This window comes from Clostridioides sp. LIBA-6822 (genome assembly GCF_056688955.1).
Window position 1 is genome coordinate 3255991 of the sequence record NZ_CP196995.1, and the last position, 25659, is coordinate 3281649.

21 protein-coding genes are annotated in these 25659 nt (G+C 26.9%); 2 read left to right on the forward strand and 19 right to left on the reverse strand.

Annotated features, from left to right (window positions below; all coding sequences use genetic code 11):
- From ACTG48_RS15665 to ACTG48_RS15690, 6 genes are all read right to left on the reverse strand, one after another.
- Entirely contained in the window at nt 1–1665 is a 1665-nt protein-coding gene (locus ACTG48_RS15665; RefSeq protein WP_479917316.1) for an ABC1 kinase family protein, read from the reverse strand.
- Between the two features lie 292 nt (nt 1666–1957).
- Nucleotides 1958–2455 carry a gamma carbonic anhydrase family protein gene (locus ACTG48_RS15670; protein WP_021385726.1) on the reverse strand — a complete coding sequence of 166 codons (498 nt, stop codon included), beginning with the start codon at nt 2453–2455 and terminating at the stop codon, nt 1958–1960.
- A gap of 28 nt (nt 2456–2483) precedes the next feature.
- Entirely contained in the window at nt 2484–3863 is a 1380-nt protein-coding gene (gene scfB, locus ACTG48_RS15675) for a thioether cross-link-forming SCIFF peptide maturase (RefSeq protein ID WP_479917317.1), read from the reverse strand.
- Between the two features lie 294 nt (nt 3864–4157).
- Nucleotides 4158–4304 (reverse strand): cyclic lactone autoinducer peptide, encoded by a 147-nt coding sequence (locus ACTG48_RS15680; protein ID WP_021385659.1) that lies wholly within the window; start codon nt 4302–4304, stop codon nt 4158–4160.
- A 3-nt stretch (nt 4305–4307) separates the two neighbouring features.
- Nucleotides 4308–4913: an accessory gene regulator ArgB-like protein gene (locus ACTG48_RS15685; RefSeq protein ID WP_479917318.1), complete on the reverse strand. Its 606-nt coding sequence runs from the start codon at nt 4911–4913 to the stop codon at nt 4308–4310.
- A 276-nt stretch (nt 4914–5189) separates the two neighbouring features.
- Entirely contained in the window at nt 5190–6620 is a 1431-nt protein-coding gene (locus tag ACTG48_RS15690; protein WP_479917319.1) for a DUF4116 domain-containing protein, read from the reverse strand.
- Nucleotides 6621–6963: 343 nt separating this feature from the next.
- Here ACTG48_RS15690 and ACTG48_RS15695 point away from each other — a divergent pair, with 343 nt between their 5' ends.
- Nucleotides 6964–7629 (forward strand): hypothetical protein, encoded by a 666-nt coding sequence (locus ACTG48_RS15695; protein ID WP_479917320.1) that lies wholly within the window; start codon nt 6964–6966, stop codon nt 7627–7629.
- 425 nt (nt 7630–8054) lie between these two features.
- On the opposite strand, the gene ACTG48_RS15700 is transcribed toward ACTG48_RS15695, so the two are convergent.
- The 9 genes from ACTG48_RS15700 to ACTG48_RS15740 form a co-directional block, all read right to left on the reverse strand.
- The gene (locus ACTG48_RS15700) at nt 8055–9332 is read right to left on the reverse strand and encodes a DUF4830 domain-containing protein (RefSeq protein ID WP_479917321.1); all 1278 of its coding nucleotides are present in this window, start codon (nt 9330–9332) and stop codon (nt 8055–8057) included.
- A gap of 196 nt (nt 9333–9528) precedes the next feature.
- Nucleotides 9529–11241: a phosphoenolpyruvate--protein phosphotransferase gene (gene ptsP / locus ACTG48_RS15705; RefSeq protein WP_479917322.1), complete on the reverse strand. Its 1713-nt coding sequence runs from the start codon at nt 11239–11241 to the stop codon at nt 9529–9531.
- 258 nt (nt 11242–11499) lie between these two features.
- Nucleotides 11500–11760 carry an HPr family phosphocarrier protein gene (locus ACTG48_RS15710; protein ID WP_021385729.1) on the reverse strand — a complete coding sequence of 87 codons (261 nt, stop codon included), beginning with the start codon at nt 11758–11760 and terminating at the stop codon, nt 11500–11502.
- Nucleotides 11761–11951: 191 nt separating this feature from the next.
- Nucleotides 11952–13163 carry a patatin-like phospholipase family protein gene (locus ACTG48_RS15715; protein WP_021385709.1) on the reverse strand — a complete coding sequence of 404 codons (1212 nt, stop codon included), beginning with the start codon at nt 13161–13163 and terminating at the stop codon, nt 11952–11954.
- A 230-nt stretch (nt 13164–13393) separates the two neighbouring features.
- Nucleotides 13394–15127 carry an N-6 DNA methylase family protein gene (locus ACTG48_RS15720; protein WP_479917323.1) on the reverse strand — a complete coding sequence of 578 codons (1734 nt, stop codon included), beginning with the start codon at nt 15125–15127 and terminating at the stop codon, nt 13394–13396.
- 39 nt (nt 15128–15166) lie between these two features.
- Nucleotides 15167–15565 carry an RrF2 family transcriptional regulator gene (locus ACTG48_RS15725; RefSeq protein ID WP_021385699.1) on the reverse strand — a complete coding sequence of 133 codons (399 nt, stop codon included), beginning with the start codon at nt 15563–15565 and terminating at the stop codon, nt 15167–15169.
- Entirely contained in the window at nt 15562–17115 is a 1554-nt protein-coding gene (locus tag ACTG48_RS15730; RefSeq protein WP_021385700.1) for a putative bifunctional diguanylate cyclase/phosphodiesterase, read from the reverse strand. The genes ACTG48_RS15725 and ACTG48_RS15730 overlap by 4 nt, the downstream gene beginning before the upstream one ends.
- A 322-nt stretch (nt 17116–17437) precedes the next feature.
- Nucleotides 17438–18256, reverse strand: coding sequence for an N-acetylmuramoyl-L-alanine amidase family protein (locus ACTG48_RS15735; protein ID WP_479917324.1), 819 nt, complete (start codon nt 18254–18256; stop codon nt 17438–17440).
- A 146-nt stretch (nt 18257–18402) separates the two neighbouring features.
- Nucleotides 18403–19047 (reverse strand): undecaprenyl diphosphate synthase family protein, encoded by a 645-nt coding sequence (locus tag ACTG48_RS15740; RefSeq protein ID WP_021385732.1) that lies wholly within the window; start codon nt 19045–19047, stop codon nt 18403–18405.
- A gap of 138 nt (nt 19048–19185) precedes the next feature.
- On the opposite strand from ACTG48_RS15740, the gene ACTG48_RS15745 reads away from it, so the two are divergent.
- Nucleotides 19186–19656 carry a DUF4358 domain-containing protein gene (locus ACTG48_RS15745; RefSeq protein WP_021385671.1) on the forward strand — a complete coding sequence of 157 codons (471 nt, stop codon included), beginning with the start codon at nt 19186–19188 and terminating at the stop codon, nt 19654–19656.
- A 104-nt stretch (nt 19657–19760) separates the two neighbouring features.
- Here the strand turns inward: ACTG48_RS15745 and ACTG48_RS15750 are convergent, their stop codons facing one another.
- From ACTG48_RS15750 to ACTG48_RS15765, 4 genes are all read right to left on the reverse strand, one after another.
- A complete protein-coding gene (locus tag ACTG48_RS15750; RefSeq protein WP_479917325.1) occupies nt 19761–21023 on the reverse strand; it encodes an MFS transporter in 1263 nt (420 codons plus the stop codon).
- Nucleotides 21024–21097: 74 nt separating this feature from the next.
- Nucleotides 21098–22471: a M20 family metallopeptidase gene (locus tag ACTG48_RS15755; protein ID WP_479917326.1), complete on the reverse strand. Its 1374-nt coding sequence runs from the start codon at nt 22469–22471 to the stop codon at nt 21098–21100.
- Between the two features lie 213 nt (nt 22472–22684).
- The gene (locus ACTG48_RS15760) at nt 22685–24808 is read right to left on the reverse strand and encodes a sigma-54 interaction domain-containing protein (protein WP_479917327.1); all 2124 of its coding nucleotides are present in this window, start codon (nt 24806–24808) and stop codon (nt 22685–22687) included.
- Between the two features lie 21 nt (nt 24809–24829).
- Complete coding sequence (locus ACTG48_RS15765; RefSeq protein ID WP_479917328.1) at nt 24830–25618, reverse strand: HAD family hydrolase; 789 nt, start codon at nt 25616–25618, stop codon at nt 24830–24832.
- Between the last annotated feature and the right edge of the window lie 41 nt (nt 25619–25659).

The window sequence follows — 25659 nt, forward strand, 5'->3', positions numbered from 1 at the left end:
CTAATCCTTTTTATATTTTGACCTAACACTCCTTATAACTAAACAAAGCCCTATTATAAAAGATATAAAGAAACCTCCTATAGCAGTAAACTTTATCCATATATTGTTTTCTATATTTGGAGATGCAATTATAAGGGAAGAACCCACTATAATTGATGCTAACACTAAGCTCAGTGATATTTGAGACGTTAACTCTAATATACAATTTTCTAACTTTGTCATTTTTACGTCTTCAATTTGCATTTTTATGTTGTTTCTTTCTACATTCTTTAAGATTGCTTTTAACTGTTTTGGAATAGTTTTTATATCAAGTAATATTTCCTCTATATTTTGTCTTGAACTTAAAACGACATTTTTAGGATTAAACTTATTCTTATAATGATGTTTCATAAACTCTTTTCCCATAGAACCAAAAGAAAAATCTGTATTTAAAGTTCTACTTGTTCCTTCTAATGTTATAATAGTCTTAGCAAGAGTCACAAATTGTGCTGGCATGATTATCTTATACTGTCTAAAAAATCTAAACAGTTCATTTAATACATCTGTTACATTTATTTTTTCTATAGAAACATCATAGTAGTAATGTATTAGATAAAGTAAATCCTGTCTAAGACCTTTAATATCTGCTTCTCCATTTAATGCATCCATTTCTATCAACAAGTATATTATCTTGTCAACATTCTTTTCTACACCTGCTAATGCAATTTCATTTAATTGGTTTAGCGTTTTATTGTCAATAATTCCAATCATTCCGAAATCTATATATGCTATCTTGTTTTTAGCAACTACAAATATATTACCTGGATGTGGGTCTGCATGAAAAAATCCATGGGATAATACTTGTGTAAAAAAAGACCTCACGCCTATTTCAACAATAGTTTTTGTATTATAGCCCAGTCTCTTTATTTTTTCTACATCACTTAATTTTGTACCATTAACCTTCTCCATTACTAAAATTTTCTTAGTATTATATTCTGGGTATATTTTAGGTATATATACTTCATCGCTATTTTTAAATATCCTAGAGAATTTAGTTGCATTTATAGCTTCAAAAGTATAATCCAGTTCTCTCATTAATTGAGTTTGAAATTCTTCAATCATTTGTACTAAGTCTAAATTAAAATCTTTTTTTAAATCCTTTAAAGTATTTGCAACTGTTCTAAGAATTTCTAAATCAGACTTTATTATTTTCTCTATATTTGGTCTTTGAATTTTTACAATTACTTCTTCTCCAGTTCTAAGTATACCCTCATAAACTTGTCCAATTGAAGCAGCTGCAATTGGTTCTTCTTTAAACTCTAAGAATATCTCTTCTATACTTAATCCTACTTCTTCTTTAAATATCTCAATGGCTATATTTGAGTCAAATTTCTCCACATCATCTCTAAGTTTTGATATCTCATCAATTATATCTTGGTCTAACAAGTCTTTTCTTGTACTCAGTATCTGCCCTATTTTTATATATGTAGGTCCTAATTCTTCTAAAACTCTTTTTATTCTCTCACCAGTTGTCATATTTTTTATTTCTTCTGGTGGGTCAAATAGTGGAATTTTATAAGCTATTCCTTCTATATTTAATCTTTCTACAATAAAACTAAAACCATACTTTATTAAAACATATCCAATTTCTCTATATCTTTTTAAATTTCTATAACTTATTCTCAAATATTTTCACTCCTAAAATAGGTATACCCAAAAACTTACACCTTAATTTATCACATATATGACATTATCCTACCAATTGATATTCTAATATCCTCTTTAATATTTAATTTTATCACATATACTAGTAATTTTATTAAAATTATTTAACTCAGTTAATTTTTATTTTTGACATTTTATACCTATTTTAATCAGACACTTTTTTAAAACTAAAATATCAACTAAATTTAATAAAATAAATTAGTGGTTGCCTCAAAACAGATTTAAGTATGTTTTGAAACAACCACCTTTTAATTTAATATTTTTGATTTTGTGCTGCTTCTAGATACCATTCGTAGGATTCATCAATATATCTTTTATCTTCTTCTGTAAGTTCTCTAACAACCTTACCAGGAGACCCCATTATCAAAACACCTGGTGGAAACTTCTTATTAGATGTAATTAATGTACCTGCTCCTATCAAAGTATATTCTCCTATTTCAGCATTATCCAATATTATTGAACCCATACCAATCAAAACATTGTCGCTAATTTTACAACCATGAACTATTGACCTATGCCCGACTGTTACATTGTTACCAATTATAGTGTCTGCATCTCCATGAACTATAGAACAATCTTGTATATTAGTATTTTCTCCAATAGTTATCGGTCCTTCATCTCCTCTAACTACCGCATTATACCATACACTTGAATTCTTACCTATTTTGACGTTTCCAATTATATCTGCTGATTTTGCCACAAATACACTTTCATCAATTAAAGGCTTATCTTCCAAATAATCTCTAATCATATATAAACAACTCCTTTAAGATATAAATTTAGTTAGTTGCTCCTTCTAACATCAACTTAGCTTGTATCATTATAGAGCACTCTGTACGTTTTCTTTGCATTTCACATCCTAATTCATATGGTTTTGATATGTCATTATTAAAGTTTATTGCATTTGCATGACATCCACCTGAACAGTAAAACTTATTCCAACATTGTTTACACTCTTCTTTAGTATATACATGAGCTTCTCTAAACATATTTTTTAAGCTTTCTGGAAGTACAATTTCTTCATCAAATATATTTGCCATTTTAAATTCTTCATTTCCAACAAATTGATGGCATGGATAGATATCTCCATTTGGTGTTACAGAAAGATATTCATTTCCAGCACCACATCCAGTTATTCTCTTTATTACACATGGTCCTTGATTTAAATCTATCATAAAATGGAAAAACTTAAATCCATCTCCTTGTAATTGTCTATCTGCATACTCCACAGCAAACTTTTCATACTCTTCAAATATCTTAGGTAAATCTTCTTCTCTAAGTGCATATGGATTACTTTCATCTCCAACAACTGGCTCTACAGATGTTAATTTAAATCCTAAATCTGCAAAATGCATAACATCTTTAGCAAAATCCAAATTATCTCTTGTAAATGTCCCTCTTATATAGTAATACTTATCTTTCGCTCTTTTTTCCACAAGCTTTTTAAATCGTGGTAATGTAATATCATAACTCCCTTTATCATTTAAAGTTGGTCTCATATTATCATTAATTTCTTTTCTTCCATCTAAACTTAAAACCACATTATGCATATTTTCATTTATATAATCTATAATTTCATCATTTAATAGTACACCATTTGTAGTTATTGTAAATCTTATATTTTTATTATAATCTTTTTCAATACTTCTACCATAATCAACTAACTGTTTTACAACTTCAAAATTCATCAAAGGCTCTCCACCAAAGAAATCTATCTCTAAGTTCTTTCTACTGCCTGAATTAGCAATCAAATAGTCTATTGCTGCCTTACCTACTTCAAAGCTCATAAGTTCTTTTTCTCCACCAAAGTCACCTTGAGCTGCAAAACAGTATTTACATTTTAAATTACAATCATGTGCTACATTCAAACATAAAGCTTTTACCACAGGTTCTCTATGTACAAAACTTGGATGATATTGATATGTATCTTCTGTATATAAAAGACCTTCTTTTTCTAAATTTGATATTTCTTCATATGCTTCATTTATTTTTTCTTCTTGATATTTAGATTTCAATACATCTAATACTTCTTCTTTACTTTTTTCTTTATAAAAGTCTAATAAGTCGTATGCAACATCATCTAATACATGAACAGCTCCACCATTCACATCTAAAACGATATTATATCCATTCATAGAAAATTTATGTATCATACTCATAACCTACCTCCTAAATTACTATCTATACTAAAGTTTTTTATTATTTTAATTAAACTTTACCCTTCATTATATCATAAGTTTATCTAAAATACATACAATACAAAAATGACTTACTAATCGTAAGTCATTTCATTGGATACACTATATCCCCCTAAATTGGCACACTAATACACTATCAAATATATATTATACACCCGTAAAATAAATTTTGTATCTAGTTTTATATGATTTTAACCTTATTAAAATATAATAATTCCTTTTTTATAATAATTTTATGTAAATAATTGCTTGTGTTTAATTTTTCTTCTTTAAAGTCTTAATTTCTTCAGGAACTTTAGGCTGATGTATAATCCATGGACAAGTACTATTAGCTGACAATATAGCAGTGCTAAGTGCTAATGAACTAGCAAATTTCATAAATTTTACAATAAACTTCTTCATAACTTAATTCTCCCTCATACATATTTTACTTATATTCTTAGCTTTTAATTTTCCTAATACCAACATTATAAATATCCAAAACATAGCAAATACACTATATATGAAATAATCTACAAATATATTTAATAAAAAACTTAAAACTGTCATTGATAACACTACTGTAGATATAAATATAGCAACTTTTTTGTAAGTTGATTTTTCTCTATCACTAATAGGATTACTTCTATGCTCTATTGGACAGAGAAGACAAATTCCAATCCAACTAATACTAGCAATAATCATAATGATATTTTTAAATAAGTATATATTTAGATTTTCTATAATTAATATTGTAGACAAAATTATAAAAACAAAAGTCAATAGGCATCTAAAATAATTGTCTGCATGATACCCTCCTGAAAATTGTCTTATTGGACAGTAGCACATCAAGAAAAACAATATATATGTAAATTTACCAAATAAAAAACCTATGAGCAGCATGGTCGTTATATTAACTATAAAAGCCATTAATATTTCAAATCCATAAGAGTAAACTCTGGATTCATTATTATCTATCATATTATTACAGATTAAAACAGATGTCATTTTATCAGCATATTTCTTAAACATTTTTACCTCCAAAAAAATTTTACATACATAGAATACCTTCTTTTTTGAGAAAATTCAATATACTTTACAAAACTAGTTGTTAAAATTGTAAAACTGGTCAAAAAAAGACCTATATAAATTTTTAGATATTCTTTATATAACAAAATAATTATAATAAAATAGTTTTACTATCTTTTATATACATAAAAACACCTAACTTATTACTATAAGCTAGGTGTCTTTATACAGTACAAAATATCAGTTTTTAATTTATTTACAGATATTCTTCTATATATTTCAACTTTGTTTTTGTTTTACATATTGTAGTGCTTTTCTATTCTGTTTTACTGCCTCTAAGCAAATTTTTTCTGTTTGATTATCAACAAATTCCAAAGCTCTATAATTTTGTTTTACTGCTTCTAGACACACTTTTTCTGTTTGTTTTTTCACATATTTCAACATTCTATAATCTTGCTTTACTGCTTTTAAACAAATTTCTTCTGTTTGCTCTTTTACATATTTAAGGGCCTCATAACTTTGATTTACTGCCTCTAAACAAACTTCTTCTGTTTGTTTCTTTACATATTGTAAAGCATTATAATTTTCTCTTACTGCCTCTATGCACATTAATTCAGTCTGATTTTCTATATATTTAAGAGTCTTTCCATTTTGTTTTACTGCTTCTACAAAAACTCTTTCTGTTGGAACTTTTACATAACTTAATATTTCTTTTATTTGAAGTTCTTCAAATGAACCTTTTATTGCCTCTATACATATATCTTCTGTCTGTTTTTTTACATATTGCAAGACTTTCCCATTTTGTCTAACTGCTTCTATACATATTTCTTCTGTCTGCTCTTTTACATATTGTAACGCTCTTCCATCATTTCTAACTGCTTCCATACATATATCTTCTGTCTGTTTTTTTACATATTGTAGTGCCATATAACTTCTTCTAACTGCTTCTATACATATTTCTTCTGTCTGCTCATTTACATAATACAATGCAAAATCATTTTGTTTTACTGCTTCTATACATATTTCTTCTGTTTGCTCTTTTACACAAGGTAGTGCACTATAATTTTCTTTTACTGCTTCTAAACATATACTATTATTTTGTTCTTTAACATAAGCTAGAGATTTTCCATCTTTTTTTACTGCTTCTAAACATATAGTTGGAGTTTGCTCTTTTATATCTTTAAGTATCTCTGCAACATCATTTTTTGATGCCCTTTCTATAAATGCTAGACACACATCTTCAGTTTGCTCTTCTACAAATTTAAAAACTTCCATGACATCATGAGTAGATGCATTTTTTATAGCCTCAATTAATACATTATCTGTCTTGTCATTTATGTAGTACAAGGCTCTGTAGTTCTGCTTGACTGCTTCTATACAAATATCCTCTGTTTGATTTGTTATATACTTAAGAGCCTTGTATGTCTGTTTAACTGCTTCCATACATACTCCATAAGTCTTATCTTTTACAAACTCAATTATAGTACCATCCTGTTTTACTGCTAGTAAACACATTTCCTCTGTTTGATTTTCTATGTCTTTCAATTCTCTGTAATCATATTTTACTCTGCTTAAGTCATTTAAATGTACTTTACTTTCTTCCTTTGAATTTTCCTCATTATTCTCTATATCATCCTCAAATTCTTCATCATCTAAATAGTCATCTTTTTCTGGTAAAAATATAGATTTAATTTTATTTTTTATATCCATAAAATTAACCTCCTTTAATACGATTTTATCATTAAAGTAAATCGTTTTTAAGTATTTATTTAATTAATTTTATATTAAGTTCCTTTAAAAGTCCATTCATTGTCGATAGATTATATTTTATATTAATAAATTTATTTTACATATGTGGGGTAATAAATTTAATAGTGGACAGTTTCCATCCCATTAGTATACACTATTTATATTTATTACTCATTTATAGTGATTTTTTTCAATTTTTTTCTTATTTACTATATCATAATTATCCAATTTATGATATTATTTAAATATAATATAAGTTTTATAAAGTATATTAAATATATTATAAGATGGAGGTCGAGTAATTTTGAAAGGAAACATAGTACAATTTAATTTTGCAGATATAGAGGAAGAAGTATATTCGTTAGATTATGCAATAGCATGGAATACAGATGAGGAAAACGTAAACATCATACCATTTACAAATAAATTTTGTAAAGAATCTATAGAATCTTTTTGTCTAGGTAAGATTGACAACTTTGTTGAAATATTAAATGAAGGATTTGTTGAAAATCATCATTATGTGCATTTAGATAAAATAATTAGTGTCCCTAAGAAAAAGGTTAATTTAGTATATCAACAAGACACACATGGTTATCTTTTAAGAGATGATAATAATAATCTTATTCCTGCAAAAATAACTTCAGAACAATCTAAGTCTATATCAAATAAGATGGAGTTATTCTGTGCTGGTGAAGAAAAATGTTTAATTAATATATTACTAAAGGCTGACCCATCATATATTTTAGATGTAGATAGTATAAAGGATAAGAACATTCTAAATTTAGGTTATGAGTCTATTGATAGATACAAAGAATACAATTTTGACGATGATAAGATTTTAATCTTTTTTATAAATAAAAAACGTTACTCATTAATTATGAAAAAAACAAATAATTCTAGTAATGATTTAAATACTAGAAATAATGATATAAAAAAATTATTTACTAATAATGCAGAAAATCTTAGCTAGTATTATAATTTTAGCTAAGATTGTTAATTAAATTAATAATAGTATACAAAATGGGAGTAGATAAATCTACTCCCATTCATTTATAATAAACAAATAAATCCATAAACCTATTGAGTGATTATAATTTTTAGATTGTGTTATCTTGCATTTTTAAATTTAAGGTAACTTTCTATTCTAAACTTTAATCTCTACATCAATATCTTCAACTGTAACAACTTACAATTAAATCTTTAATAATCAAACTTTAGACTATCTATATTAAAACTCAAATTAGATTCAGGATTTATTTGGATATCACATTTATTTTATTAAATATTAATTAATTATTTTCTACTTACAAACTTAGTCTTCCCCTAATTCTATTATTAAATACTTTTAATTATTTTTCAATACAATATTAATTTTTAACAATATTTATTTTAGATTTATTTTGTAAATCCAGACACTTTCCACACTCCTTTTTCATCTACAATATCAATATTGATATCAGAAAAACTTCCTCTTCCAGTGTCACTCATTATATCATTACCCCCAAATACCACATTATAACATCTTTTTCCATTTTCTTTTAAATCCACATTTTCCATATATACAATTTTATCATTATCAATATAATCTGGTAAATTCATCTCAAACTTAGTATCATTAAAAAGCTTATGATTATCCAAATTGATAAAGAGAGTGTTTATCTTACTTTCTACATCCATAGTAGTTAATAAAACCTTTGTATTATTTTCTTTTATAGCCTTTATATACATTTTTATCAAATCTTCATTGCTTAACTTTGATACCTCTATATATAAAGAATTGGACTTATCTATACAATTCTCTTCTATCCATGAACTTAAGTCTTCTTTTGTTACTTCTTTAAAACTATGTCTTTTTAAGCTAATAGCGTTCCCTTCATGCCTTCCAGAATCAATATACGCTCCTACAATTTTTCCTTCATACCTTATTATTATACCTCTAGTACTTAATAGAGTATCTTCAAGTTCATCTGATAATGGTTCAGTTAAATTGTATATCTCAGCAGTAATCTCTTTTGATTTTAAGTTTGAAAAGTCTAAACCTATATCTTTAGATAGCTCTATATTATATGCCCAGTATAACTTCTCTACTGTATCTTCTGATGAATACTTAAAATTATTTGGAATTGTTTTTTGTTGAGATGATATTAAAAAACTTGGTGTCCAGTTATACTTTTTAAAAAGTTCATTTACATCATTAGGTACTTTCGAATATTGAGGTCTAAATTCTTCAAGTGATGATATCAACCTAAAGAAATCATGTGGTACATTAAATTTTTCATTATTATATTCAATATTTCCGACATTATGTGTACTATCATATGAGTAACTTATGATTTTTTGTTCTCCATCACCATTATAGAAATTTATACTTTGACTTTTTAATATAACTTCATTCGTATTCTTATCTTTATCTTTATCTTTATAATACGTTACACCATTTAAATAATTTAGTATCTCATCTATTAAATGTTTATCTAAAATTAAAATTGGCTTAGAATCATTTTCTTGACTAGTATTACTGTAAATTTCTATTTTTTTTGTATCTTTTAAATCTAAATATATTTTTTTATCATGTTTATCATTTATTAAATTGGGTTTTGTATTTAAATATAATATTACAAAACTCAAAATAAGCATAGCTATGATAAATACTTTTGTTTTTATACCTTTCAAATTGTATACCTCCATTAAATATTTATTAGATGCAGACTATATCCTTAATACCAAACCATAAATATTATAATACATTAAATTATACAATAAAAAAGCCATAGTATATAGACAAACTATGGCTTTTACTCATTCATTAAATAATTTTCATTATCTATAATCTACCTAAATAAGTATTTATGTAGATATAATTTAATAATTACATATTAAAACTAGTTTCAATATATTTCTTTATTTCTTCAGCAGTACCCATATTAAGTACTTCATCAGCTAATTTTTTCATATCAGATTCTTTAACTGAAGTTATTAACTTTCTAGCAGGAAGTATTGATATTGGAGACATAGAGAACTCATCTAATCCCATACCTAAAAGTATTGGTATCATTTTTTGGTCTCCAGCAGATTCTCCACACATACCTGCCCATTTACCTTCTTTATGTGCATTATCTATAACTGTCTTTATAAGTCTTAAAACAGCTGGATTAAATTGATTATAAAGATAGCTTATTTTTTGATTCATTCTATCAACTGCACAAGTATATTGAATTAAGTCATTAGTTCCTATAGAGAAGAAATCTACATGTTTAGCCAATACATCAGATATTATAGCAGCAGATGGTACTTCTATCATCATACCAATTTCTACATCTTTAGCATAAGCTACACCCTCAGAATCAAGTTCTGCTAAAACTTCTTTTACAACTTCTTTAGCTTGTAATAATTCTTCTAAAGATGAAATCATAGGGAACATGATTCTTAGTTTTCCATGAACACTTGCTCTATATAAAGCTCTTAATTGAGTCTTAAATATATCTTTTCTATCTAAGCAAAGTCTTATTGCTCTATAACCTAAGAATGGATTCATTTCAGGTTCCATACTTAAATAACTTAATTCTTTATCTCCACCTATATCCAGTGTTCTTATAACTATAGGTTTCCCATCCATTCCTTCTAGTACAGCTTTGTAAGCTTCATATTGTATTTCTTCAGTTGGGAAAGAATCTCTATCCATGTATAAGAATTCTGTTCTATAAAGACCAACACCTTCTGCATCATTCTTTATTAGACCTTCTATATCATTAGGAGTTCCTATATTACCAGCTAGTTCTACATGCTTACCATCTAAAGTTACAGATGCTTTTCCCTTTAATAATTGTAATGCTTTTCTCTCTTCTTCATACTTAGCTTTTAACTCAGTATATTTATTTATAGTCTCTTCATCTGGATTAACGATTACTTCTCCAGTATCTCCATTGAAGACTACAAAATCTCCATCCTTAACATTTGAAGTTATATCACTTAATCCAACGATTGCAGCTATCTCTAAAGTTCTAGACATGATAGCCGTATGAGAAGTTCTTCCACCTATATCAGTTAAAAATCCTAAAACCATTTTTTTATTCATAGTTGCTGTGTCTGATGGAGTTAAGTCATGTGCTATTAATACTACTTCTTCACTTAAAGCAGATAAATCAACAACTTTAATTCCTAATATATGTCTAAGTATTCTATTTGTAACATCTTTTATGTCCGCTGCTCTTTCTTTCATATACTCATTATCCATAGACTCGAACATGCTAACAAACATCTCTTTTATTTCATTTAAAGCATACTCTGCATTTACATTTTCAGTTTTAATTTTATCTATTGCAGAACCAATTAACTCTGGGTCTTCTAAAACTAATAAATGTGCTTCAAATATTTCTGCCTCTTCTGCTCCTAATTCTTCAGAAGCCTTTTCCTTAACTTTTACTAATTCTTCTTTAGAAACTGCAACTGCATTTTCTAATTTAGCAATTTCCGCTTCAACATTATCTATAGATTTCTTTTCAATTACTAATTCACTATGCTCAACTACTAACGCTTTCCCTAAAGCAACACCAGGAGAAGCACCTATTCCTTTGTAAGCCATAACCCTACCTCCTAAAAAATATCTTCTGTATTTTCATACTAAATTTATGATTAAAAATATCTTATTTCATATTCTAAAATATTTGTATTTTCATACCCAATTAACAATAGTCTTAATCTTCTGATTAAATAAACATGAAAGTAACAAAGAAATTAAATATCTACAAACGTTAATCTGTATATGTTTAATGCTTCTCTGTTACTTTTACTCTAAGTAATGATTAGATTACAAATATTAAACTTAAAAAAATTATTATATCTACTCTCCAAATCCACTTTCAACTAATTCAACCATTGCAGCTAAAGCTACTTCTTCATCGTCTCCATTTACAACTAACTTTAATTCTTCTCCTTGAGCTAAACCTAAACTCATTATTCCCATTATTGATTTTGCATTTACAGTTTTGTCTTTTGCTACAACCTCTACTGTTGATTTGAATTCAGCTGCCTTCTTAACAAACATTCCTGCTGGTCTAGCATGTAATCCACTTGCATTTTTGATACTAACTATTTTTTCCATTTTTTTAATCCTCCTATAGACTTTACATTTTATATTTTTTAAAATTGTTTTCCTATTTTTTACTTTAATGGTACTTAGTGGTACTTTTTTGTCCTATGGTCATTTTTTGTTCCCACTAGTGCTACAAAAATATTATACTACTAATATACACTTTTTTCGAGTATAATTACAAATTTTTTTTTGTTTTTTATTTAACTTTGATTTTTTAAGTCTTTTATAATACAATTTGTCAATAATTTTGTATTTTTGTTCTTTTTAATACTAATTTTAGGTCTAATTTCAAAATTAGAAGCTAAATTTTTATTAGAATCAATATTTGTATTTACAACATCTAAAACTTTGTTAAAATCATATAATTTTATTCTATTTATGCTATTTTCTTCAAGTTTTTTTTCATATATACAGTAAAATAAATCTTTATATGAAAAATTCTTTGGTAATCCAAGCACTTCACCAAGCTTTGGTATTACACTTTCCATAATAGTTCTAAGTGAAGCATCTCTTTTTATGTTTAATAAATTACAAATACACTGTACAGTTTCATTACTCATACTTCTAAACTTGTCAAAACAATATTCTTCATTATATTTATATTCTACATCAAAATAATACTTAATCCCATTGCATCTTTCATATGCTTTCATAGTATCCAAGTAACCCAATCTAATATTTTTTTCTACATTGTCTCTATCTTTATTAAGAGAACCTCCCAGATACTCTGATGGTATTATAGTTTTTATATTTATATTCTGATGTTTATTTAGATTCATCTTTCCAAGAAAATCATCAATCAATCTAATCACAACAACATCTTCATACCCTTTGTCTTCTAAAAGTCCTATTGGCATATTGTCACAAAACATTCCATCAAGATATAATTTATCATCCATCATATTTGATTGAAAAATAGGCAAACTAGAACTAGCAATTAAATAATCAATCAATCTCCCTTGTGGCATATCTTCAATATACAATGGGTGTGGATTAATCTTCTTATCCCACCACACTGTAACAAGCCCAAAGTCTTTTTTTGATTTTCTTATTATATCTTCATTTAATGTAGTTTCCATTAGTTGTCTCATAGGGCTTATATCTATACCTTCATTTTTTCTAGCCTTATTTATAAGTTCAATAAGTGCATTGATATTTTTAGTAGTGAAATCTACATTTTTAAATTTCTCATAGGTATCTTTATCAATATTCATAAAGTGAGTATAATCGTAGTTTAACCAAATATCTTCCATTACTTCAATATCATTTTGAATTATATATGCTCCATTTAAAGCACCAATTGATGTGCCAGTTACTCCTTGAAACTCTATCCCAAGTTCTCTTAAAGCCTTATATGCACCTATTTGATAGGCTCCTTTTGTTCCTCCACCTTCTAAAACTAATCCTTTCATACTATCACCTACTATATTAAAAACATTTCTGATTTCTATTTCTCAGCAAATATTAATTCAAAAAACTATTTTTAGTTATTGGAGAAAAATAAAATTGCACAAATTTATTTTTATTTTATCAAAAAAACATTGAAAAGTATATATCTTTAATATTTTTTTATATGGTTAACTTTTTATTCAAAATTTAGATAAATAATTAACATTTCAATTTTTTTCATATTTATGGATACTTATATACCTAAAGAATCAATTATTAAGTTATCCATTTTTATCTGCAATCTTTCTACCTTTTCTTTATCTATAGATTTATTTAATAAAATTGATATTATTTGCCTTGATAAACTCTCTATCTCTTCATAATTATTATCTCTAAAAATTCTTATCTTCATAACCTTATTAGGATAGTAATCATATATATTTTTACTCATTTTTTTAGCAGTTATTTTAAAGTATTTATCATAAATACTGGAATTTAAAATTCCAACTAGATATTCATATGAGAATTTATCTAAATACTCTTCTTTTATGAAAAAAGAATATACGTCTGCACTTGAAAAATTATTATCATAGTCTATGGCAAATCTATTTTCTTTGGATTTATAAGGATACATTATCTTTTTTCTTTCAAAGAAAAGCTTTTCTCTGCCCCATTGAAGTTCATACCATTTCCTTATTCCACTTTTACATTCTCTTCTGTTTTCTAGTTTTGATTTATATATTCCTATAATCTCATCAAGTATCTTCTTATTTTTTTCTTCATCATCTATATCATTTGAGTATATTAACCTATAATCACTTTTATCTACTATATATTTATTTATATTTTTACTTTTTATCCAATATTTTAAAAATTTATTATCCACAAGGTTCAATTTTACATCATCTTTACTCAAAATAAATGCTTTATCACAGCCCGTGATTATTCCTTGAAAGCTTATTGCTATATCTTCCAAACTATAGTTGCATTTTTCTTGTATCTTATTATAAAAAGCTTCATCATCCTTATTTACAAGTATCCATTCATCAGATAATAAACTTTGATTTATATTAAAATAATTAAAGTTATTACTATTTAAAAGTTCTTCTAGCGTTTCAAATTTATTTATGCATATATCTTCATTTTTTATTTTAAATACATCTATAGCTTTGTCTTTTGATTTTTTCTTATCGAAAGTAAGTATACAACTAGATATCCCTATATTTTTAAATATATTTGCACCTAAAAAATCTACTATTTCTTTAACACTGACATTTGATTTAATATATTCTCTTAAATCTTTACCAGATAAACTTTCTAAAAAATATCTTGGAGTTATAACGCTACCAGTTCCTCCTTGTTTCAAGATATCTATAATCTTTTTATAAAAACAAAAATACAAGTCAGCTTTATCTTTATAAACTTCACTGTATTTTTCTAGAAGAAATTTTTTATATTTCTTTTCAAGTTTTTTATGACCAATATATGGTGGATTACCAATTATGTAATCAAACTTATATCGCCAGTTCTTTTTTAGGCTATCACAACAAAATAGATTAATCTTTATATCAGATTCCTCTAAGTCATTTACTGCCTTTTTGTTTATTAAGCTGTCTTTTAATATATTTATAGCTTTCTCATCAATATCAGCACCATATATACAATAATTTAATATATGACTATGTATATTATTAACAGTCCAATAATTTTCATCATATTTCTCTTTTAATTCATAGATATTTTCCTCAAATAAGTCATATAAAATATCGTATACTTCCAAAAGAAAATTTCCGCACCCACAAGAAATATCGAGTATCCGTGGATATGGATTTTTAATTATATTGTGATTTTTTAAAGTTTTTTTTACAATATAATCGACAATGATTTTAGGAGTATAGTATATTCCACTTGCTTTTTTAGTATCTACATCTAAACTATTCTCATACTCTTTAGATAGTAGAAAATTATCTTGAGATATATCATCCATAGCTGAAAACCTCCAATTATTATCATAGCTGAAAATTTATTATTCTAGTATTTGTCTTATAGATTTTCTTGATAAAAGTTTATAGATTTCTTTTTCTATTTCTAGTAACTCACGATTTACTTTGCAACCTTTTAAGCAATTACTGCAATTAGATACATATCTCGTACATTTATTTATATATATTTTTCCATCAATTACTTCTACAATAGTCCTTAGACTTATTGTATCCAATGATACATTTAACATGTATTTCTTGCCATCTTCTTTATTAAAAGTAAGCACATTATTTGCACAAAGTTTTCTAAGAAGCTTATACAGTGTTAGTATCGGTATCTCTTCGCTTTTTAATATCGTTTTAACATCTATTGGATTATCTTCCCCATTATTAAATATAGCTCTTATAATTCTTATTGAATAATCTACATCTTCTGAAATCATTCTTCCGCCTCCTCAACTGCCATGTATTTATCTAAGAGAGTATTTCCTAAATTTACATAATTTATGTCAGTAAGAATTCTTTTGTAGCTACTCTCATCTAAAGGCTTAAAAAATATGTAACCTTGTATTAAATTACATCCCATTTCGTTTAAAACTTTAACCTGCTCCATATCTTCCACACCCTCACATATAACAGTTAAGTTTAAATCTTGTGAAAGATTAACAATTGCTTTTACCATAAACTTTGTCTTTGTATTTGTAACTATATCCATTATAAGTGACCTATCAATTTTTATAACATCTAGTGGTATCCCCTTAAGATTGATAAAATTTGAGTTGCCTACTCCAAAATCATCTAATGATATGTCTATACCTAAAGATTTAATCTCATAAAGCCTCTCACTTATAAATTTTACATCTCTTAGTGCTGTTGTTTCTGTAACTTCTATTTCTATGAGTTCTTTAGGCACATTATATGTATTAAACATTGATTTAAAAAAATCTACTAAATCATTTTTATATAGTTCTACTCTGGAAAGATTTATTGAAACTGGCAAGACATTTATACCTTCTGAAATCCAATTATCAATAGTAACAAATACTTCTTGAATTAGCCATCTACCAATATTATTTATCAAACCACTTCTTTCAGCTATAGGGATAAACTTATTTGGTCCAACCATACCTAAAGATGGATGTATCCATCTTATTAATGCCTCTGAACCTATAATTTTACCTGTACTCGAATCAACTTTAGGTTGATAATGGATTACAAATTCCTTATTCTTTATAGCTAAGAATAAATCTTGCTCTATTTTCATAAGTGATTGTATTTCTTCTTCCATTGCAGAATCAAATTCTACATATTCTATATGCTTTAGTCCTTTTGACTTAACCCTCGCCATATCTGCATTATCCATAGCTTTTTTTATATCAATTTTATCATCATTAAATCTATAAATTCCAATTGATGCTTCAACATTTATATTCATTTTAAAACTATCAATCTGACTTAATGTCACAATTTTATTCCTAATGAGATTTACCAAATAAGGAATCTTTTGTTCTCTATCTTCAAGCTTTATTATTAATATAAAAACGTCGCTTTTTAACTTTCCATAAATAGCCTCTTCACCAAAATAACTTTTTAGATTACTTGAAATATTATCTAATACTTCATCCCCTAGCTCATAACCATATATATCATTTATAAGTTTAAGTCTACATAAATCAAAACAAGCCATAACACAGTTTTCTTTCTTATTGCTGATGATATAATTTTGAATATGTTTTAAAAAGTTCTCATCCTTAGTAATATTCATAATCTTATCTGAATTATTTACCATCTCTAAATTAATTTTATCCTCATATAGCTTGATTTTAAGATACGAAATAAATACATTTATAGTAAATAATATTAATAAAAGTAAAATTAAAGCCTTTATATCTATCCCGACATGTCTTGTAAGTAAAACTATTCCCAAAATTCCGATTATGATAAAAATTATTTTATTTAAACTGTAAATTTTTGTCATACTATTTTTATTCATATAAATTCCCCTATATTATTTTTAAATTATCTTACAGTCAAACTTTTTCTATATTAATTATAAAGCACAATTGATAGTAAATCAATGTATGTTGAAATCACATATAAATAACTATGTCATACTTAAATTAACTTTTCTAAGTTTCATAAATATTAACTTTATTGGCAAAAAAAACTATGAGATTAGGTATATGTAAAATAATTTCTAATTTCATAGTTTTTAAATTCAAATAGTGTTTTTTAATACAACATAGCAGAATAAATTTAATACTATCTATATAGTTTCATACTTAAGTAAATACTTACATAAAAATGAATTCACCTTATTTTTTACCTTTAGAATCTAAGTATGAAAGTATACCTTGCACAATTCCTTCTGTAAGTTGGTCTTGATATTTTGCATTTATTATTTTTTGTTCTTCTGATGGTGTTGTTAAAAATCCACACTCTACTAATATGGCAGGCATCTTTGATTCTCTAAGTACTTCAAAATTATTTTCAACTATACCCCTATCCCTTACTTTAACATAGGATACTATCGTACTTTGCACTGACTGTGCAAGATCTTTTGAACCATCTGTAGCTTTATTCCTATACCAGGTTTCTATACCTGTTGCTGTATGTCCATTTTTCTCTGCATTTAAATGGATAGAAACAAGTACATCAGCAGAACTATTATTCGCTAAATTAACTCTATCCATCAATGTTAGATATGTATCATCAGTTCTAGATACTACGACTTGAATATCCTTCTGTTTGGCTAATTTATTTGCTAATTTTTTTGAAATCTGTAAAGTTAGGTCTTTTTCTTTGCTAGTCTTACTTTCAGTTCCGTTATCATGTCCTCCATGACCTGGGTCTATGAATACAGTGTATTTTTTATTTTTATTTTCTTCCTCAGTGCCAAGGTCAAATTGCTCTGACTCAACGTTTTGTTGTTGGTTGTTTTTATTGCTTTTATCCATCCCTTTTACTAAAGCTACTACACCTTGAGTAACTTTAAATGCAATAAATAAAAATAACATCGTAAAGCAAACCAACGCTACTAATTTTTTCTTATTTAATTTTCTTTTTTTTCTATTCAGATGGCTGGTATTTTTAGATTTGTTTCTTGAATTATTGTTATTATTGCTTTTTGACATTTTTTCACCCTTCTTGGTATAGATTTTTACATTTTTTTATAATATTAGTGTTATTTTTTCATAATATTAGTGTTATTTTACCACCAAGAAGGTTTTTTTTCAATAATTTAAAACATTCTACAATCTAAAACTTCAAAATTTTCTAATTATCCACCTAAAGTAACATCTTGTGTGTCATACCAGCTAAAGGCATCTTTTATATCATCACCTCTAAAATCTGGCCAATAGTTATCTATAACATAAAAGTCTGCATAAATCGATTGCACAGGTAAAAAACCGCTTAATCTCCTTCTTCCACCCCATCTGATTATCAAATCTAATCTTGATACATCAAATGACTGTATGTAATCTTGTATGTTATTTTTATTTACATTTTCTACTCCTGATATATTATTTAAGTCCCAATACCATCCATAATTTACCAATAGATTTGCTTTTATTTGGCCTTCCTTTGCTTGAATTCTATTAGTATATGGTAATAATTCTTCTGGAAACATTGGAGATTTCGTATTTCCAACAACTAATAAAGCCGCACCTTCATCTATTAGTATATTTGCAGCATCAATACATGCTTTTGTAAAAGCTTTTGTCTGAACTGATGGACGTCTTGTATTATCAGTTGTAAATCCATAAAAAGTTACTTCTTCACAACCTAAATCTCTACATAATCTATAAGATTCTAGTCCAGGATTTATTCCACTTTCATATCCTCTATCTTTTGTCATACCATTTTGGCTCGCCCATCTTCTATTTCCATCTGGGATAATTCCTACATGTTTTGGTATTCTCATTTATAATCACCTCTTAATAGGTATTATTATCAAAATATTACATTATTAATCAAAACTGTAACATTAAATACATTTATTTTTATATAATTATGTAGTAAACTAATTTAAGATAGAGTTTAAAAAACTTGGAGGTTTATCATGAAAAAAATTTTAATATTGTTTTTTTCGATAATCTTATCATTTGGAATGGTTAGTTGTTCTTCAAGTGGTGATTACAAAAACGTTTCTACATCGAAAATTGAAAGGTCATTAAAATCTTCTGATTTACTTACAAAGGAATCAAAGGTCTTTGATGCAAAGGAATTTAACTATTTCAATGATGTGGAAGAAGACATCATTCAAGGTTTTGTAATTAATTCTTCTGAAAAATTATCTCTAGAAGATATTATCGTCATAAAAACTGACGATGTAGATAAAATTTATAAAACTCTAGAAAATTATAAAAAAGACATGATACAAGCACCTTTTGGAGAAGGACATGGAGAAAAAAGCAATTCTGAAATAGCAAATAATACTATAGTTGAGAAAGCAGGCAGATATGTTTATCTAATTTCTGCTGAAAATGCCTCTCAAATAGAAAACAAAATACTGAGTATAATAAAAAAATAAATATCATTATTGATGTTTATTAAATATCAATGTAATTTTTATATAAATAAATTTATTTTATTAAAAATTACATTGATATTTTTTATTTACTTAATTAGTATAATTTAAATCTCTTTTAGCTTTTTCTTTTTTCCTAAAACTAGACTTATTAATATCAATCCAACCATAATTACAGTCAATACCAAGTATGTCATCCATGCTAATGTATATCCTCCAGACATATCATATAATTTTCCTGTAACAGCTGACCCTAAAGCCGCCCCCAATAAAACCACTGCATTTACTACACCAACTATTGTTGAATAATCTCTTTTACCAAATATCTCTGATGTGATAAGAGCAGGTACAATAGTTCCCATACAGTTTCCAATTCCCCAACATATAATAAATACTATTATAGCTGGATACTTACTAGCAAATAATAGAGCCAATACCCCTAAAAACACCTGCAATCCAACAAATATAACACCTTTTTCACATCCAACTTTATCAAATACGTAACCTAGAAGTATTTTACCTAATATAACTACTCCCATGTTTATAGATATAACACTTGCTGCAAAAGTTGGAGAATACCCTATATCAGTCAAATAAGATGCAATATGCATTTGTACTCCCATAGCTATTATTGTAATCAAAATTAACCCTACAACCATAATCCAAAATATTTTAGTTTTTACAGCATCTCCAAGCATGATTCCTTTTGCAGAATTATCTAAAACGTTTTCAGAAGAATTACTATATCCATATGGAAGTAAACCTTTATCACTTGGTTTTTCAGACATAAATATCAAAACTACTGGTATAGTTGTAACTAAGATTATTATTCCCAATACTAAATATGATTGTCTCCAACTGTAGTTTAATATTATATAGTTAGCTATAGGATTAAATATCATACCACCTACTCCACTTCCCATAAAAGTTAGACCTAACGCCAGACCTCTTTTTTCTACAAACCAATTACTTATTATTATTGATAGAGGAGTTAGAGTTGTCATACCTAACCCCAAACCTGAAAATATACTCATTAAATAAAAAACATATATACTATTTGCATATGAATATCCTATATAACCTATTCCTGCTAATACACATCCCACAAGCATTATATTTTTTAGTTTAAATTTTTTTGCTAATTTCCCCATAAAAAGTGCTATTACCATAGTAGATAAAGCAATTACTGTATAATAAAGAGAAAACTCAGACCTAGAAAAACCTAAGTCTTCTGTTACAGGTTTTATAAATAAACTTGCACAATTATTTACTATTCCATAAACAGATATCATTAGTATTAAGCCAGCAAATACAACTAACCATCCTCTAAAAAATCCTTTTTGTGAATTAGATATATTATTTGATTCCATTTTTTACCCCCCAATTTTAGTAAATTTAAGATTATTTTATTATTTAATGTATAGTTCTATTTTTAAAATAAAGATTATACCAATGGTTTATATTCAAATCCATCCAAAGATTTTGTAAACTCTTCTTTTGATTTTTCAAGCTTTTCTCTGTCCATCAAGATATCATATGCAGAACAGGCAAGTACTTTTGCCGCACTTAACATTGCCTCAAAACCTACATTAGAACCAGATGATGAACAAGCTTGCCAAGTATGAGCTGCTGTACCAATAGGCCATGCTGCCATAGCAAATTGTGCAGTTGGTACTATATAACTTATATCTCCTACATCAGTTGAACCAGATACATTTTTGTATTTATAATCTTCAAAGTCAGCAATATCATCATGTAGATATTTTTCTGCTATATTAGGATTACCTTGAAATGAAGTTGCTACATTTCTTCTTTCTTCTTTTGTAATTGTATTTGCTAATTTGTGAGCAAACTCTAAATCTTCAGCTTTAAAGTTAGGTGCTCCTACTAATCTCATATTCTCAGATACAACATCTGTTAGACTTTGATTAGGCAAATAATCATACATTGCATCTATAACTTCATATTCCATCTCTGTTTCTGTCATCATTGCTGCACCTTTAGCAATTTTTACCAATCTATCAAGAGTACTCTTTACATCTGATGCTTTTTTACCTCTCAGGAAATACCATGATTCTGCAGAACCAGGAACTATATTTGGTCTTTCTCCTCCATTAGTTATTACATAATGCATTCGTATAGAATCCAATATGTGTTCTCTTAGATAATTAGCACCTACATTCATAAGTTCAACAGCATCAAGTGCACTTCTACCAGTATGTGGAGATTGTGCCGCATGAGAAGTAATTCCTTTAAATCTAAATTTCATAGAGAAATTTGACAAACTAGTTGGTCTCCAAGGACTATTTACATCAAAAGGATGCCAGCTAAATGCACAATCTATATCTCTAAAACATCCTTTTTTATACATATTACATTTTCCAACGCCACCTTCTTCAGCTGGACATCCAAAATATTTTATAGTCCCTTTGATATTTTCTCTCTCCATAACTTCTTTTAATGCTACTACTGCTCCTACTCCTCCTACTCCCAACAGATTGTGACCACACCCATGACCTGGGGCAGATTCAGTTATAGCTTCTTTAGTTAAAGATACTTTCTGTGATAATCCTGGTAAGGCATCGTATTCTCCTAATATCCCTATGACAGGTCTACCTTCTCCAAACTCTGCTACAAAGGCAGTTTCTATTCCTTGTACAGTATTTACATTAAATCCATTTTCTTCTAAGTATTTCTTTTGTACACCACTTGCAAAATATTCTTCATATGAAGTCTCTGGATTTTCCCATATTCCTTTTGCCATTTCTACTAAATCTTCTTTATTTTTATTAACACAATTAATTAAATCGTTTTTCATATTTAAAACCCTCCCCATAGTAATTAATTTTTACTTGTGACTTACTATATAAGCAATGATTATACCAAGTAAGTAGGTTTTAATCTCAATAAGTCTTATAAGACTTGTGAATACTCTATTTTAAAATTTTAATTATTCTGATTAAATAAATAATATTGTAAACAAAAAAAATAAATGGGATATTATTAAATCGATATCCCATTTATTTTATATTTATAAGTTTTTAGTAACCCATTTCTCCCCTTTTTCTTCAAGGTGACTCCCATTTCTCCCAATACTCTTTCCAATATATCCTTCTGACTCTAAAAAGTTCATAATTACTCTAACGCTATGCTCACTCGAATCTACATTGTTTGATTGTAATTTATTTACTAACATTCTTCTTCCACAATTTTCTTTATATAAGATTCTCATAATCTCACACGCTATAATATTATCTCGATGGCTTAAGTTTTCAAAATATACATTATAAGATTTTTCTATATTATCATTAATTTCAAAACCTGTATAATTAATTATATTATTTTCATATGCTCTGTTTTGATTATTGTTATATGTATTTGAAGCACTTTCTTTATCTTCAATATATTTATTTTGGCAAGAGTCTTTATATATCATAGGTAAATCATCTATTGTAAGTAGTTCACCACCAAAATTTCCAACATATTCAATACAATTTTTTAATTCTCGTACATTTCCATCCCATTTGTATGTATACAGAAATTTTCCTAATTTGTCATCGATTTTTTTATAATGATATCCCATATTTCCTAAAAAATAATTGCATAGCACTGGTATATCTTCTTTCCTCTCTTCAAGTGGAGGTATACTGAGTATGCAAGTACTAAGTCTATAAAACAAGTCTTTTCTAAAATTACAAGAATTTCTAAGTTCATCTATAGTCTTATTAGTAGCAGCAATTACTCTTATATCCAGTCTAATTTTTTCATATCCACCAATTTTAACTATTTCCTTCTCTTGTAATACTCTCAAAAGCTTTACTTGAAATAATTGACTTGTATCTCCTATTTCATCTAAAAATATAGTTCCACCATTAGCTATTTCAAATAGACCTTTTTTACCCTGAGACCTAGCACCTGTAAAACTTCCACTTTCATACCCAAACAATTCACTTTCAAGTAATTCATCTGGTATCGCTGCACAATTTATAGATATAAAGGGTCTATTACTTTTATTTGAACAATTATGGATAGAATGAGCATATAACTCTTTTCCTGTTCCAGTTTGACCTAATATCAGTACAGTTGAGTCTATTTTAGCGTATTTCTTAGCGTATTCTATAACTTCTTTATTCTTCTTAGAGTTTCCTACTATATCATCAAACGTATATTTAGCCAAATAAGATTTATTTATCTTTCCAGTATTTCCTTCATATGCTTCAAACACTTCATCTATGAATATAGACTCTTGATAGTTTTTACCCATAAAGTTTATATTGTTTTTACTGACTATAAATTCTTTATTTAGCGTTTTATCTGAGTAATATATATTTTTTTTAAGATTTGTGCGTTTAAATAAGTTATATATATTTAGTAGTGGCTTAATTGTACTTAAATCTTTTCCTATATTACTTTCTTTTATATTGAGTAATTTTCTTGCATATTCATTATATAGCTCTATAGTTTTATCTTGATTTAAAATAATCATCCCTATTGGTATGGAATCAATTAAATGTCTTACTCGATTTTTATATTTCAAATCTTCCATTATAGATTTAATATCAATCTCATCTTCACTATACACATTTTCTTTCACTACTTTTAACTTAAATGCTACTATACTAGGGTCTATTTCTAATTTTTCCAATATTTCTAAATATCCATTATATACGATTTCTCTCCAACCAATATCAATAAAATTTGTAACAAAATCTGGTGTGTAAAAAAGTTCTCCCAAATAAACTGCTGTATCTACATTTTCTATATACACCCCAAATAGTTCTTTATTATATGGTATAAATTCAATATGATTTATTCCTAATTTCTTTAATATTGCTATACATTCTAGTGTATATATCCATTCAGGAGTTATAAGGAGAACTCTCTTTCCTTTTTGAATTTTTCTCAATTTTTCTACTACATCTTTAGTATACATAGTTTTTACTAAAACTAATTTTTCTTTATTTCTTTTTATCCATTTGTCTACTATTTGTTCATCTAAATAATTCATCGCTACTATAACATCACAATTTGACAAGTTCAAATCTTCTATATCATAAGTCTCTATTTTTGCAACATCTCCCAATACCTCTTCAAGTTGCAATTTATATGCTACTTTCAACTTATCATTTATACCAGCTAAAATAATCTTTTTCATTTAGACCCCCACTATAAATGGCTATCCTATTTTCATGACCTCTTTTATCTTATCTACAACACCATTCTCAGTATTTCTTTTTGCTCTGAATCTAGCAATTTCTTTTAAATACTCATTTGCATTTTCCATGGCGTAACTATGATAAGCACTCTTCATCATTTCTACATCATTCAATTGGTCGCCAAATACCATAGTTTCTTCATATTTTATATCTAGCATTCTTTGTACTTTTTTTATAGCACTTCCTTTATTAGCACCTTTTGCAGTTAAATCAAGCCACTCTACTCCAGAAATACATACTTGAGCTCTATCAGAAAACTTTTCAAAGTAGATACTATTATTATGTTCTGCACCTTTGAAGTCAAATACGGCTATCTTTAATATATCGCCTTCTACTTTAGTCAAGTCATCTACAACTTTAAACTTTGCATAGTAAGTACTAACTTCTTCTATAAATGCTTCATCTTTACTTTCTATATAAGCGTATTTTTTACCACTCATCACAATTTTTTTTCCTTTTATACTTCTTGTTGTCTCTATAATTTCATTTACTAATTCTTTATCCAAAGGATTTGATAATATTTCTTTTCCTTTATATACTACCAATGTTCCATTTTCTGAGATAAACATCATATCATCTTTTATATCTTCAAATTTTTTTATAAGATTTTGATACTGCCTACCACTTGCCGCGGAAAACATTATTCCTCTTTCTCTTAATTTTTTAAATACTTTATAAAACTCTGGATTTATTTCGCTCTTCTCATCTAACAAAGTTCCATCTAAGTCTGTTGCTATTAATTTTATCATACATTTCCTCCCCCAAATTATATAATTTATGATTATTTTTT